The 12,790-nt window shown below is 58.8% G+C and carries 10 protein-coding genes; 2 read left to right on the forward strand and 8 right to left on the reverse strand.

Features of this window, described 5'->3' with window-relative positions:
- Positions 1 to 49: 49 nt before the first annotated feature.
- Positions 50 to 394, forward strand: coding sequence for a hypothetical protein (locus tag E5Q11_RS12305; protein ID WP_135803715.1), 345 nt, complete (start codon positions 50 to 52; stop codon positions 392 to 394).
- A 4-nt stretch (positions 395 to 398) separates the two neighbouring features.
- On the opposite strand, the gene E5Q11_RS12310 is transcribed toward E5Q11_RS12305, so the two are convergent.
- Together E5Q11_RS12310 and E5Q11_RS12315 are read right to left on the reverse strand one after the other, a co-directional pair.
- Entirely contained in the window at positions 399 to 1,685 is a 1,287-nt protein-coding gene (locus E5Q11_RS12310; protein WP_135803883.1) for a serine hydrolase domain-containing protein, read from the reverse strand.
- A 3-nt stretch (positions 1,686 to 1,688) separates the two neighbouring features.
- Complete coding sequence (locus E5Q11_RS12315; RefSeq protein ID WP_135803716.1) at positions 1,689 to 3,281, reverse strand: sensor domain-containing diguanylate cyclase; 1,593 nt, start codon at positions 3,279 to 3,281, stop codon at positions 1,689 to 1,691.
- Between the two features lie 100 nt (positions 3,282 to 3,381).
- On the opposite strand from E5Q11_RS12315, the gene ybaK reads away from it, so the two are divergent.
- The gene (ybaK, locus tag E5Q11_RS12320; protein WP_135803717.1) at positions 3,382 to 3,852 is read left to right on the forward strand and encodes a Cys-tRNA(Pro) deacylase; all 471 of its coding nucleotides are present in this window, start codon (positions 3,382 to 3,384) and stop codon (positions 3,850 to 3,852) included.
- 6 nt (positions 3,853 to 3,858) lie between these two features.
- Here ybaK and E5Q11_RS12325 read toward each other — a convergent pair whose 3' ends face one another.
- From E5Q11_RS12325 to E5Q11_RS12350, 6 genes are all read right to left on the reverse strand, one after another.
- Positions 3,859 to 6,102, reverse strand: a complete 2,244-nt coding sequence (locus E5Q11_RS12325) for an NADP-dependent isocitrate dehydrogenase (RefSeq protein ID WP_135803718.1) — start codon at positions 6,100 to 6,102, stop codon at positions 3,859 to 3,861.
- Between the two features lie 429 nt (positions 6,103 to 6,531).
- The gene (locus E5Q11_RS12330) at positions 6,532 to 8,523 is read right to left on the reverse strand and encodes an acetoacetate--CoA ligase (protein WP_135803719.1); all 1,992 of its coding nucleotides are present in this window, start codon (positions 8,521 to 8,523) and stop codon (positions 6,532 to 6,534) included.
- A 16-nt stretch (positions 8,524 to 8,539) separates the two neighbouring features.
- Positions 8,540 to 9,319, reverse strand: coding sequence for a 3-hydroxybutyrate dehydrogenase (locus tag E5Q11_RS12335; RefSeq protein ID WP_135803720.1), 780 nt, complete (start codon positions 9,317 to 9,319; stop codon positions 8,540 to 8,542).
- Between the two features lie 13 nt (positions 9,320 to 9,332).
- On the reverse strand, positions 9,333 to 10,697 hold the full coding sequence (locus E5Q11_RS12340) for a TRAP transporter large permease (protein WP_135803721.1): 1,365 nt from the start codon (positions 10,695 to 10,697) through the stop codon (positions 9,333 to 9,335).
- Positions 10,697 to 11,347, reverse strand: a complete 651-nt coding sequence (locus E5Q11_RS12345) for a TRAP transporter small permease subunit (RefSeq protein ID WP_135803722.1) — start codon at positions 11,345 to 11,347, stop codon at positions 10,697 to 10,699. The genes E5Q11_RS12340 and E5Q11_RS12345 overlap by 1 nt, the downstream gene beginning before the upstream one ends.
- A 114-nt stretch (positions 11,348 to 11,461) precedes the next feature.
- Positions 11,462 to 12,514: a TRAP transporter substrate-binding protein gene (locus tag E5Q11_RS12350; protein WP_135803723.1), complete on the reverse strand. Its 1,053-nt coding sequence runs from the start codon at positions 12,512 to 12,514 to the stop codon at positions 11,462 to 11,464.
- Between the last annotated feature and the right edge of the window lie 276 nt (positions 12,515 to 12,790).

A 12,790-nucleotide genomic window follows, 5' to 3' on the forward strand; every position in this document is an offset into this window, starting at 1 on the left:
ATTTGAAGACCCATTTCTGATTGGCTCGTCAATCGCCGGGATATCCGATATGCGCCAGACCTCCGTTGCCGACACCCTGAGAGAATACCAGTCCCTACTGGAACTGCTTGATGACGCCTACTGGGAGGCCAGCAGCATTCAGCACAAGGACATGCTCTACGACATTATCAGTATTCTCAGCCAGGAAGTGGCCGAGATGAACAAGCTCAGCGTGATGGACCACCACTACCCCTACGAGGTGATCACCGAGGGCATCCGGCGGGTTGTACCAAAACTGGAGCGGCTGGACGAACAGCGCGAAGACGTGATCCAGCGCACCCAGACACTGACCGACTTCCGCGACATACTGTCGTCAGTACTGGGGATTCTTGAGGGGCAGTTGCAGACCCTGTAAGCCGTCAGGCGGCGATCAGCGGCCGCTGGCCTTCAGGGATCAGCGGAAAGCGGTCACATACGGTGTAGACAAAGCGGGCCAGCGCCGGAAGATGATGTCCGAAGATGGGAATGCCGGTATTCAGCAGGCTGACCGAAATGTCACGCGCCGGGTCCGCCCAACACAGTTTGTTAATAAGGCCGACATGGCCAAACGCCTGACCGCTTCGTTGACCCCAGAGCCCGACCGGGTTGCTGCCCAGCATCATGCCGGCACTGAAGCGCATCGGAATCATCATGGTACGGTCGATCTGCAGTGACCCGAATTGCTGGATCGCCCGCCGAACCGTCAGCTCACTGCAGACACGTCGGCCCTCCCAGATTCCACCGTTAAGCATCATCTGGAAAAAGCGGCCCATTTCCTCGGCGGTGCCGCACAGGTTGCCCGCAGGAATCACTGCTTCCTGAAAGCGTGGATCGTTCACCACGGTTTCCACGGTGTTGATATCACCGCCCAGGGCTCGACGGACAATCCAGCTGAGGGGAAACCTTGGGGTGGGGCCGGTGGCGTAGTTTTCTGCCAGCTCATCAACGTGTTCCGGGCTGATACCGTAGGTGAACCAGCGCATCCCCATGGGTTTTCTCAGATAGCGGTCAATGTAGGCTTCGATGGTGTCGCCGGTCACTTTCTCCAATACCCGCTGCAGCACAAAGCCACCGGTAACGGCATGGTAGGCCACTTTCGCGCCGTCGACCTCGACCGGTTTGGCCTCACACAGCAGACGCCAGATTTCATCACGGCTCCACAACACGTCGATGGGCGTTTCCCGGGGGATGGCGGGAATACCCCCTCGGTGGGAAAGAATCTGGTGAACGGTGATGGTGGCCTTGCCGTTCTGGGCAAATTCCGGGCAGTAATAGGACACCGGGTCCATGAGATTGACCAGCCCCTGCTCAACCAGCATGTGGATCAGCAGGGCGGTTACCGCCTTTGATGCCGAGAAATAGCAGATGGGTGTGTCGGTGGTCATCGCAATTTTCGGGGTTTCTGGCGAATCCTGGGGGCCGTTGCCACTGGCATGGCCCAGGGCGCGATGGATGACCTGTTCACCGCGGTGCCGCAGCGACAGCTGGAGGCCCGGGTAGACACCCGTACGGTAAAGGCGCTCTACGCTTTTCCAGACATCGTCGACCACTTTCTGGCTGACACCCGCCAGCTCCGGCTTCTCGCCGGCCGCATCCCGATAGGTCACGGTAGAGAGATCGGCGGGAATAACTGAGGTGTGCAGGGCACGGCGAGCAATTCGATTCATCATTCAGCCTTCATGATTTTTTTTGGAAGTATGGTCCGGGTTGACCGCTGATGCTACTACAACCCGGTTGCGTCCGGATGCTTTGGCTTGATACATGGCCTGATCGGCAGCGGCGATCAGGCTTGAGGCGTCGTCTCCATGGTCCGGGTAGATCGCCACGCCCACGCTCATGGTCAGGTTGACCTCACGGCCATCCCCAAGTTGCTGGGGCGACGAGGCAACCAGCTCCCGCAGGCGTTCGGCACTCTGTGAGGCTTCGGTGGCGTCCATCTCTGGTAACACCACCACAAATTCTTCGCCGCCGAAACGGCTGACCAGGTCCACCTGCCGGACCCGCGAGGACAGCAGTTCACTGAAACCCCGCAGCACCGTGTCCCCTGCCGCATGGCCCAGCTGGTCATTCACCTGCTTGAAGTGGTCAAGATCAATCCACAGTAGTGCAAGCGAACGGCCATAGCGCCTGGCCCGGACGATTTCGTCGTCCAGCAGCCGCGTCGCCTCCCGACGGTCCAGCAAACCCGTCAGCGCGTCCCGGGTAGCCATTTCCGACAGTTCATCTTCCAGCTTCTTGCGGTCAGTGATGTCGATGATAATCCCTTCCAGCACCAGCTCGTCCTCATCAACCACGGCCCGTCCGCGCTCCCAGACCCAGATCTGCTGGCCATCCTTGTGGTCAATCGGGTATTCCAGTGAAAAGGGTTCAGCACTGCCAATAGCGGACTCGACCTCGCTCATCAGGCGATCATTTTCACCGCCATGGATCAGGCTGGCATAGCTGACCACCCGGTTATCCACCAGTTCATCCGGCTGGTAGCCGGTCAGATCCTGGCAGCCGCTGGAGACAAACTTCATGGTCCAGTGCTCGTCGTAAAGACACCGATAGGCCATGCCGGGAAGATTATCCATCAATGTAACCAGTTGGCGGTCCCGGCGCCGGATCAGGTTTTCAGCAGCGCGGATGTCAGTCACGTCCTGACCAATGGCAATGGTGCCGGCAGACTCACCCTCAACGCTCCCGAGGCTGCTGGTATACCAGGAAATGACCCGTTCCTGGCCCTGCTTGGTGATGATGGTGGTTTCAAACCCGGCCAGTGCGTCTTCATCCCTGAGCACTTCCGCCACTTTGGCAAGTATCTGGTTCCGTACATCGGGGTCCGGATACATCAGTTCCCAGACACCATCGGAATGCATCACTTCGTCCCGGCTGTAACCGGTAATCTCCTCTGCGGCCCTGTTCCACAGAACGATACGGCCGTTGGAATCCAGAACATTGATCCAGACGCTGGCCTGATCAATGACCTTCTCCCGGAAACGGTTCAGCCGCAGGATCTCATCTCGCTGGCGGGCGTGCAGCGACAACAGCGTTCGGTCCTTGCTGAGCTGGCGGTAAATAAGGGCAAACAGAACCAGGCCGGTGACCAGCACGAACAGCCCACCCTTGTAGGTCTGGGCCATTTTCAGGGCCTGCGGGTCCACAAACCAGCGTGCCACCATGGCGTCGGAAAACGTAATCCACAGCCAGCCGAACACCAGATAGAGCAGGGCAATCCAGAGTGCGCGCCTGACCGGTGCGCTGCGGGCTTTGAGTCGTTCCATCTGCACCATCCGTGATTAAAGGTATGAACCTGCGTTCCGTTGTTTTTCTGCGTTAAGCTTAGCTCAAAGTCTGGCAGATGTGACCTGAAGGAGACGCCATTTGACCCCGGGAATCAAAGCCGCGGAGCGCGCGGGCATTGCCTATACCCTACACGATTACCAGCACGATCCAGAAACGGAATCCTTCGGCCTGGAAGCAGCTGAAAAACTGGAGGTAGACGCCAGCCGCGTGTTCAAGACGCTGGTGGCTAATCTGGATGGAAAAGAACTGATTGTCGGCATGGTGCCGGTGGACGCCATGCTTAGCCTGAAAGAACTGGCCAAGGCGGCCAGAGGCAAAAAAGCGGTGATGGCAGACCGGCAAACGGTGGAGCGCAGTACCGGATACGTGCTCGGGGGCGTGAGTGCGCTGGGTCAGAAAAAACGCCTGCGAACGTTTATCGATGAGTCTGCGAACAGCTTCGAAACCCTGTTTATCAGTGCCGGCCGGCGCGGGCTGGAAATCGAGCTCGCGCCGGCGGATCTGGCTGCTGTTACCGGGGGCAGGTTTGCACCCCTGAAACAGCGGTAGGCAGGATTATTTAACCGAGGCTCTGGCGTCGGCCAGAATCGAGTTAAACGTCTCACTGGGCTGCATGATTTTGCAGACCTTTTCCGCAGGCGGGTGGTAATAGCCACCGATATCCGCGGGGTGGCCCTGAATCACGCTCATTTCTTCCAGAATCTTGTCCTTGTTATCTTCCAGCTGCTTTGACAGCTTCGCGAAAAAGTTCTGAAGATCCTTGTCGCTGTCCTGCTTCGCCAGTTCTTCCGCCCAGTAGCGGGCCAGATGGAAATGGCTACCGCGGTTGTCCAGTTCGCCAGTGTTGCGCGATGGCGACTGGTTGTTCTCCAGCAGCCGCTCGGTGGCCTTGTCCAGAGTCACACCCAGCAGGCGTGCGCGCTCGTTGTTCTGTTTCTCACCCAGCTCTTCCAGGGATACCGCCGTGGCCAGGAATTCACCCAGAGAATCCCAGCGCAGGTGGTTCTCTTCAATCAGCTGCTGCACATGCTTGGGCGCTGAACCGCCGGCACCTGTTTCATACAGACCACCGCCGTTGAGCAGCGGCACGATGGACAGCATCTTGGCACTGGTACCCAGTTCCAGAATCGGGAACAGGTCGGTGAGGTAGTCCCGCAGCACGTTGCCGGTCACGGAAATGGTGTCCAGACCGCGGATCAGGCGCTCCATGGTCCAGCGGATGGCGCGAACCGGCGACTTGATCAGGATTTCCAGGCCTTCGGTATCGTGCTCCTTCAGGTACATTTCAACTTTCTTGATCAGTTCCGCATCGTGCGGGCGCTCGTCGTCCAGCCAGAACAGCGCGGGCATGCCGGTGGCGCGGGCACGATTGACCGCCAGCTTGACCCAGTCACGGATCGGCAGGTCTTTGGTCTGGCAGGCGCGCCAGATATCGCCTTTCTCAACCTTGTGCTCGGTCAGCACGGTGCCGTCTTCGGCAATGATACGGACAATGCCGTCTTCCTTGATTTCAAAGGTCTTGTCGTGGGAGCCGTATTCTTCAGCTTTCTGCGCCATCAGGCCCACGTTCGGCACCGTGCCCATGGTGGTCGGGTCGAAGGCACCGTGAGTCTTACAGAAGTTGATCACTTCCTGATAGATGGTGGCGTAGGTGGACTCCGGCATGACGGCCTTGGTGTCCTTGAGCTTGTTGTCCCGGGCCCACATCTTGCCGGAGTTACGGATCATCGCGGGCATGGAGGCGTCCACGATCACGTCACTGGGCACGTGCAGGTTGGTGATGCCTTTGACCGAGTCCACCATGGCAATTTCCGGGCGGTGCTCGTAGCAGGCGTGGAGATCTTCCAGGATCTGTTCCTGCTTGGATTCCGGCAGTTGCTTGATCTTTTCGGTGACGCTGGAAAGGCCGTTGTTCGCATTCACGCCCAGCTCGTCAAACAGTTCGCCGTACTTGTCGAACAGCTCCTTGTAGAAGATCTTCACCGCGTGGCCGAAGACGATCGGGTGGGAGATTTTCATCATGGTGGCTTTGACGTGCAGCGAGAACATCACGCCGGTTTTCTCGCAGTCCTCGATGCAGTCTTCAAAGAACTTGCGCAGGGCCTTGCAGCTCATGAACATGCCGTCGAGCACTTCGCCTTCCTGCAGCGGCAGTTCGCTTTTTAGTACCGTCTGTTTGCCGCTGGCATTTTCAAAAACGATGCGGGCGTTGGTGGCCTTGTCGAGGGTCAGCGACTGCTCGTTGGAGTAGAAATCGCCGCCGCGCATGTGGGCGACGTGGGTACGTGATGCCGGGCTCCACTCACCCATGGAGTGGGGGTGCTTGCGGGCAAAGGCTTTTACCGCAGTCGGTGCACGACGATCAGAATTGCCTTCCCGCAGCACGGGGTTGACGGCGCTGCCCAACACTTTGGAGTAACGGGCGTGAATCTCGTTCTCTTCGTCGTTGCTGGGGTGTTCCTTGTACTCGGGAACCTTGTAACCCTGTTCATTCAGCTCTCTGATGGCGGCCCGCAACTGGGGGATGGACGCACTGATGTTGGGAAGCTTGATGATGTTGGCTTCCGGGTCCTTGGTGTATTCGCCCAGTTCTTTCAGGTCGTCGGGCACCCGCTGGTTTTCTTCCAGGTAATCGGGAAACAAGGCCAGAATGCGCGCCGCCAGCGAGATGTCGCTGGTGCCGAATTCAATACCGGCGGGCTTGGCGTATGTTTCCAGGATAGGGAGCAGTGACCGGGTGGCGAGAGCGGGTGCTTCGTCGGTCAGGGTGTAGATGATCTTGGCTTTGGAAGATGTCATTTTCGTCCTCAGGCTAATAGGTGAGTTCAGGACGGCCATGGCGCGGTCAGTGGTCTTGTGAACTTCTGACTCTGCAATGACTGATTCAGAAACGTTTGATAAGGCCTCTAAGATAGCATTTTTTGCGCCTTTCGGCTTACGATTTTAGTAGAAGGACGGAGTCCAGGTTCGCTAAAAGCGATGACAGGGTGATGAAAAGGCGGGAATTTACGAAACTTTCGGGCTTTTTGGTGTTTTCCTCGCTCGGGGGCATCCGTGGTGGGGGAAGGTACTTCCGAAACACGCTCCTTGCGGCACATCCCTGTGGCGCTTGGGCTCCGCCATCCATGGCTCCGCACAGTTTCAGAAGTACCTTCCCCCACCACTCGATCAAACTTTCAGGGGCCTACCGTAGGTCGGATTAGCCGCAGGCGTAATCCGACAAAGCAATCACCGGTTCGGCAATAATCCTGCTTCAGACAGGGACTCCCCGATCCGATCCAGCGCCTCCGGATTGGCCAGCGCATCCCGGTTATCCGCTTTCGAAGAACCGTTGATCATCCGGGCGACCGCCAGCTCTACTTTTTTACCGCTGCGGGTGTAGGGAATGTCCGGCACTTCGATGATGTGCTTTGGCACGTGGCGGGGGCTGGCGCCGGCGCGGATTCTGGATTTAAGGGTAGTCTGGAGGTCCTCGGTCAGGGACTGGCCGTCGGCCGGGACTACCAGCAGAACGACTTCCACATCGCCGTCGATCTGGCGGCCGATGACCAGGCTGTCTTTCACTTCGTCGATGGTTTCCACCTGACGGTAGATTTCCGCGGTGCCGATGCGGACGCCGCCGGGGTTCAGGGTGGCGTCGGAGCGGCCGTAGATGATGGCGCCGCCGTGTTCGGTGAATTCGATAAAGTCGCCGTGACCCCAGACGCCGGGGAAGGTGTTGAAATAGGCATCACGGTAGCGTTCTCCGTCTGGATCCTGCCAGAAGCTTACCGGCATGGAAGGCAGCGGCTGGCGGCAGACCAGTTCGCCGCGGCCTTCGCTGACCGGTTGGCCGTCGTCGCCATAGGCTACTGCGTCTACGCCCAGGAAGCGGCACTGAATTTCGCCACGGCGGACAGGCAGCAGTGGGGTAGAGCCGACGAAACAGCCGCAGATATCGGTGCCGCCGGCGATGGAGCCCAGCAATACGTTCGGGGCTCCATCGGTGTAGACCCAGTCGTAGTCTTCAGGCAACAGCGGCGAGCCGGTGGAGAAGACCACGCGCAGGGCGCTCAGGTCGAGGGTTCTGGCGGGTGCCAGTTCGGCCTTGCGACAGCCAGCGATAAAGCGGGCGCTGGTGCCGTAGTGGGTGACTTTTTCATCGGCGACTACCTGCCATAGGTGGTTCAGGTCCGGGTAGCCCGGCGAGCCATCCACGGTAATCACGGCCGCGCCGGTCAACAGCGCAGAGGCCTGCCAGTTCCACATCATCCAGCCGCAGGTGGTGAAATACAGGAAGCGGTCGGCCGCGCCCACATCCCCCTGCAGCATCAGTTCCTTGGCGTGGTTGACAAGCAACCCGGCGGCGCCGTGAACGATGCACTTGGGTTTGCCGGTAGTGCCGGAGGAATAGAGGATATACACCGGATGATCCGGCGGCAGCGGGGTAAAAGACGGCGTCTCGCCCTGACCCTGGTCCAGCGCATCCTGCCAGCTAATGACGCCTTCGCCTTCAATGGCGGGCTCGCCCGGCAACTGTTCGATGCTGATCACGCAGCGCAGGCTTGGCAGCCCGGACATGAGTTCGCTGAAGGCTTCCTGCCGGGGGAAGACTTTCCCGCCATAGCCATAGCCGTTGACGGCGATCAACACCGAGGGTTCGATCTGACCGAACCGATCGAGAATGGCGCCTACCCCGAAATCCGGCGAAGCCGAACTCCAGATGGCACCCAGGCTGGTGGCGGCCAGCATGCCGACCATGGCTTCGTAGCCGTTGGTCACGACGCCCGCCACACGGTCGCCAGGCTTGACTTCCTGCTTGCGTAGAAAAGCTTCGAGGGCACCCACATCGCTCTTCAGCTGACGATAGCTGCGGCGCAGCACCGGGCGGGTTTCGCAGTAGGCGACAATGGCCTCGTCGTCGGCGGTGGCTCTTTCAGCGTGGCGAAGCAGGTTGGCGGCGAAATTCAGCCGCATGCCCGGAAACCACTCGGCGCCCGGCATGGCGCGGGCACCCAGAACCCCCTGCGCGGGGGTGTCACAGACCAGTCCGCAGTAATCCCAGACCTTCTGCCAGAAGGTCTCAAGGTTATCAATCGACCACTGATGCAGGGCGTGGTAATCAGCAAAAGGGCCCAATCCCTGCTGCTCAAGCCAGTTCTGAAACCGACCCATCTGGCTGTTCTTCATCGTGTCTTCTGAAGGAGACCAGACCACCGGGGACTGTTCGGTATTGCTCATCCGTCGCTCCTGCTGCTTACTGCATATGCCAGCCGTGGCTGACCACAATGGATTGCCCGGTCAGCGCCGCCGAAGGGAAAGCGGCCAGATGCACCGCCAGTTCAGACACATCTTCCAGGGTGGTGAACTTGCCGTCCACCGTGTTTTTGAGCATGACCTTGCTGATCACTTCGTCTTCCGAAATGCCCAGTTCCTTTGCCTGCTCCGGAATCTGCTTGTCCACCAGTGGCGTGCGCACAAAACCCGGACAGATGATGTTGCTGCGAACTCCGCGCTCCGCACCCTCTTTGGCCACAGCCCGGCACAAGCCCAGCATGCCGTGCTTGGCTGCCACATAGGGAGCCTTCAGCGGGGAGGCTTCCAGCGAATGCACCGAGCCCATGTAAAGCAGGGTGCCACCTCCGGAGGCGTACATTTCCCGCAGGGCCGCCCGGGTAACCAGGAAGGCCCCATCAAGGTGCACATTCATCACGTTGCGCCAGTCGCTGAATGCCAGTTTATGCAGCGGATCAATGTGTTGCACCCCCGCATTGGCCAGAGCGATGTCCAGACCGCCCCAGCGTTCGACAATGGCGGCGACGCCCTGGTCCACGGCCTGCTCGCTGGTCACATCCATGGCCAGCGCCATAGCCGTTCCGCCAGCCTGTTCAATGGCATCAGCCACGGATTGGGCGCTTTCCAGCGTCAGATCAGCGACGGCTACACGAGCACCCTCGCGACCATAGTGCTCGGCGATGGCTCGACCAATTCCACGGCCAGCACCGGTAATCAGTGCAACACGGTTCTGTAAACGCATTATTGTTATCTCCTCAGTCGTACGCCACGCCGGGCAGCCAGGTCGCAATTTCAGGCACCAGGAATACAATCGCCAGTCCGACCAGTTGAATGATGATGAACGGAACAACGCCCCGATAGATATCCAGCACGTCGATTTCCGGCGGTGCCACACCCTTGATATAGAACAGCGCAAAGCCCACCGGCGGCGTCAGGAAGGACGTCTGCAGACACATGGCAAACAGTATGGTGAACCACACCAGGTCAAACCCGAGGGTCTGGACCACGGGCGCTACCAACGGAAGGATGATCAGGGTGATCTCCACCCAGTCCAGGAAGAAACCCAGCAGGAATACCGCAAACAGAATGGTGAGCACCACGCCATAGGGCCCGAAGGGCAACCCCAGCAACGCCTCTTCAATGACCTGGTCGCCACCCAACCCGCGCAGCACCACCGAAAACGCCGTCGCGCCCAGGAAAATGGCAAAAATGAACGCCGCTGTGCGGGTTGTCTGCTGCATTGAGGAGTTGAGCACTTTCAGGTTCAGCCGCCCTGCCATCAGGGCCAGCAACAGTGCACCCAGGGCGCCAACACCGGAGGCCTCCGTTGGTGTGGCTATTCCCGCGAAAATGGAACCAAGAACACCCAGAATCAGCGCGGCCGTGGGCACCACTGCCTTTGCCACTTCCCAGACAATGCTCCAGGAGACTTTCAAAGTACCCTCAGGCACCGGCGCAATATGCGGCTGCAGCATCGGCCGGATAATGGCATAGGCCACATACATGGCACCCAGCATCAGGCCGGGAAAGAAGGCCCCCATGAACAGATCCCCGACCGACGCCTCCGGTACGGCCAGTCGGTCAGCCATCAGCACCAGCATGATAGAAGGCGGAATCAGGATACCCAGGGTCCCAGTGGCACAGGCGGTGCCCACGGCAAATCCCTTGTCGTACTTGTTCTCCATCATCACCGGCAGGGACAGCATGCCCAGAAGCACCACCGAGGCACCGATGATGCCGGTTGTTGCTGCCAGCAGGACGCCGATAACAATCACCGTCACCGCATAGCCACCGCGGACAGCCCCGAAGAGTTTGACCATGGCGTTCATCAGTCGTTCGGCGACGCCGGACTGATCAAGCATGATGCCCATGAAGATGAACATGGGCAGGGCGACAAGGGTTTCGCTACTTACAACCTTCCATACCCGCTCGGGCACCAGCCCCATGGATGAGGGGTAATCAAACCAGAGATTGGCGCCAAAATTCTCGACGGCGACAACACCGACAAGTGTCCAGATGACTGCAGTGCCCCCCAGTACCCAGGCAACCGGGAAACCGGTCATCAACAGGGCCCCGAACGTCAGGAACATGCCGATTACAAACAGGGTTTCGAGTTCCATCAGGACGCATCCTCTGTCTTGTTATTCGCGGATTCGACCCGGATCGGCCTGGGAAAGCCGAAAAGCAGCGCGGTTACTTTCAACAGGCGGGAGAGCGCAGCAAGAATCAGAAGCACAAACGAGAGTGCCAGAATGCCCTTGAGAACCCAGCGATGCGAAAGCCCGGCCGGCGCCGCACTGGTTTCGCCCTGCTGCCAGGAACTGTAGGCGTAGGGGAACATCTCCCAGACGGCAATCCCGAGAAAGGGCAGCAGCAGGAAGGCAATACCAAACAGTTCGATCCAGCCCTGACCTCTGAGGGACAGGCGCTCATGAAATACATCGACCCTTACGTGATCATCGGTTACCAGGGTATAGCCCAGCCCCAGTAACCAGCCCGCACCGGCGAGGTGCCACTGGACTTCTTCCAGCAATACCGAGCCGGCATCAAAGGCGTAGCGGCCCACCACTGCATAGATGATCACCCCGGTAACCACCACCCAGAGCCAGGAGGCGCTCTTGCCAATCGCCGAAATCACGGCGTCCATACCATGGCTGAGCCGGGTCGTAGGGAACGTCGTGTGATGATGAATAAACTGACCGGCGGCGGCCGCCGATGCCCTTGGGTCTTGCGGTGAGCCGTTACCAGGCCCTTTATCAGGCACCGTCATACAGCGGTTCCTCGCTCAAAAAGCTGGTTGCGAAAAACGGATGGCCCCGAAGGGCCATCCAGACTTGGCTGGAGAACACCGGGGCTTGCCCGATGTCTCAGGACGGCCCTGGGGTCAGAGGTCGGATGGAACGTAAGCCCGTGTATCCCACACTCTGTAGGATTCGAGGAACTCGTTCTGACTTTCATAGACGCGCTTGAAATCAGCGTCTTTGGAGGCTTCTTCTTTCATCACCTCGTCGGTAACGGCTTTCAGCTCTTCCAGCACATCGCGGGGGATCTGATCAGCCTGGACGCCCTTGTCCTGGAATTCCGCCAGAACCTTACCGTTCTTGTATTCACCCTCGGCCAGGCCGCGTGTTGTTGCTGCGGTGCAGGAAGCCTCGATCAGCGCTTTCTGGGCCTTGGTAGCCTTGTTCCACTCAGCCTTGTTGATAAGCATGTACTGGGCGGTAAACTGCTGGTGCCAGCCCGGAAACAGGTTGTATTTAACCACCTGATTGAAGCCGAGAATCTGATCGATAGCGGGCATTGAGAATTCAGTAGCATCAATGGTGCCTTTCTCGAGAGCCTGATAAAGCTCGCCACCGGGCATCATGGTAACCGAAGCGCCCAGCTTCTCCAGAACCTTGCCGCCAAGACCGGCGAAGCGAATCTTCAGGCCCCGATAATCTTCCAATGTTTCAATCGGTTCCGCATACCAGCCTGCGGTTTCAGGCCCGATAATGCCGCAGAGTTGCGCGTGCACGTCAAAGCCCTTGTTGGCGTAGACTTCCTGCAGCATCTCATGGCCGCCACCGTAGTAATACCAGGCCGTGTAGGCCCAGGGCTTCATACCGAACGGTACGGCTGCAAACAGGGGAATGGCCGGTACTTTGCCCTGGTCGTAGCCAATCCAGGTGTAGCCGGCAGATACCTTGCCATCAGAAACGGACTGCAGAATATCAAACGGCGGCACCAGCTTGCCGGGCTCATAGACTCGCACCTGAATGCTGCCGTCAGACGCAGTCGTGAGGTTTTCGGCAACCCAGGCGGCTGGTGAACCCAGGCCCGGCAGATTGGTGGCGAAAGCCACCGGCATTTTCCAGCGCAGGTCATCCGCAACAGCCGATCCGGTGGTCAGGGCGATCGCGCCAGCGATGCCGGTCAGGGCCTTGAAGAATTTCATTGGCAAGTCTCCTAGCGTTATTGTTGTATCCGGCCAGACAGAGCGAATCCGGCAGGCCTTGTTCGAGTGAATTCAGAAGGCGTCAGTTTTGTTATCAGCGTTGTTCTGACATCCTGCCGGTGGTGATTGCAGACACTGTGCCAATCATTGCTTTCTGATAATTATCAGTGAGATAACAGATAGGCGGAACAGTAAAATCCGTCCGATTGTCCGGAATTCCAGACATGATTAGACAACAGTCATAGGGGATTGTACGGATAACAGGACAGATGTCCG

Source organism: Marinobacter confluentis (assembly GCF_004785685.1).
Lineage (GTDB): Bacteria > Pseudomonadota > Gammaproteobacteria > Pseudomonadales > Oleiphilaceae > Marinobacter > Marinobacter confluentis.

What these genes read in the sequence shown, in the direction of transcription:
- E5Q11_RS12305 (WP_135803715.1), top strand. Translation starts at nt 50, where the DNA reads ATGCGCCAGACCTCCGTTGCCGACACCCTGAGAGAATACCAGTCCCTA.
- E5Q11_RS12310 (WP_135803883.1), bottom strand. Translation starts at nt 1,685, where the DNA reads ATGAATCGAATTGCTCGCCGTGCCCTGCACACCTCAGTTATTCCCGCC.
- E5Q11_RS12315 (WP_135803716.1), bottom strand. Translation starts at nt 3,281, where the DNA reads ATGGAACGACTCAAAGCCCGCAGCGCACCGGTCAGGCGCGCACTCTGG.
- E5Q11_RS12325 (WP_135803718.1), bottom strand. Translation starts at nt 6,102, where the DNA reads ATGACATCTTCCAAAGCCAAGATCATCTACACCCTGACCGACGAAGCA.
- E5Q11_RS12330 (WP_135803719.1), bottom strand. Translation starts at nt 8,523, where the DNA reads ATGAGCAATACCGAACAGTCCCCGGTGGTCTGGTCTCCTTCAGAAGAC.
- E5Q11_RS12335 (WP_135803720.1), bottom strand. Translation starts at nt 9,319, where the DNA reads ATGCGTTTACAGAACCGTGTTGCACTGATTACCGGTGCTGGCCGTGGA.
- E5Q11_RS12340 (WP_135803721.1), bottom strand. Translation starts at nt 10,697, where the DNA reads ATGGAACTCGAAACCCTGTTTGTAATCGGCATGTTCCTGACGTTCGGG.
- E5Q11_RS12345 (WP_135803722.1), bottom strand. Translation starts at nt 11,347, where the DNA reads ATGACGGTGCCTGATAAAGGGCCTGGTAACGGCTCACCGCAAGACCCA.
- E5Q11_RS12350 (WP_135803723.1), bottom strand. Translation starts at nt 12,514, where the DNA reads ATGAAATTCTTCAAGGCCCTGACCGGCATCGCTGGCGCGATCGCCCTG.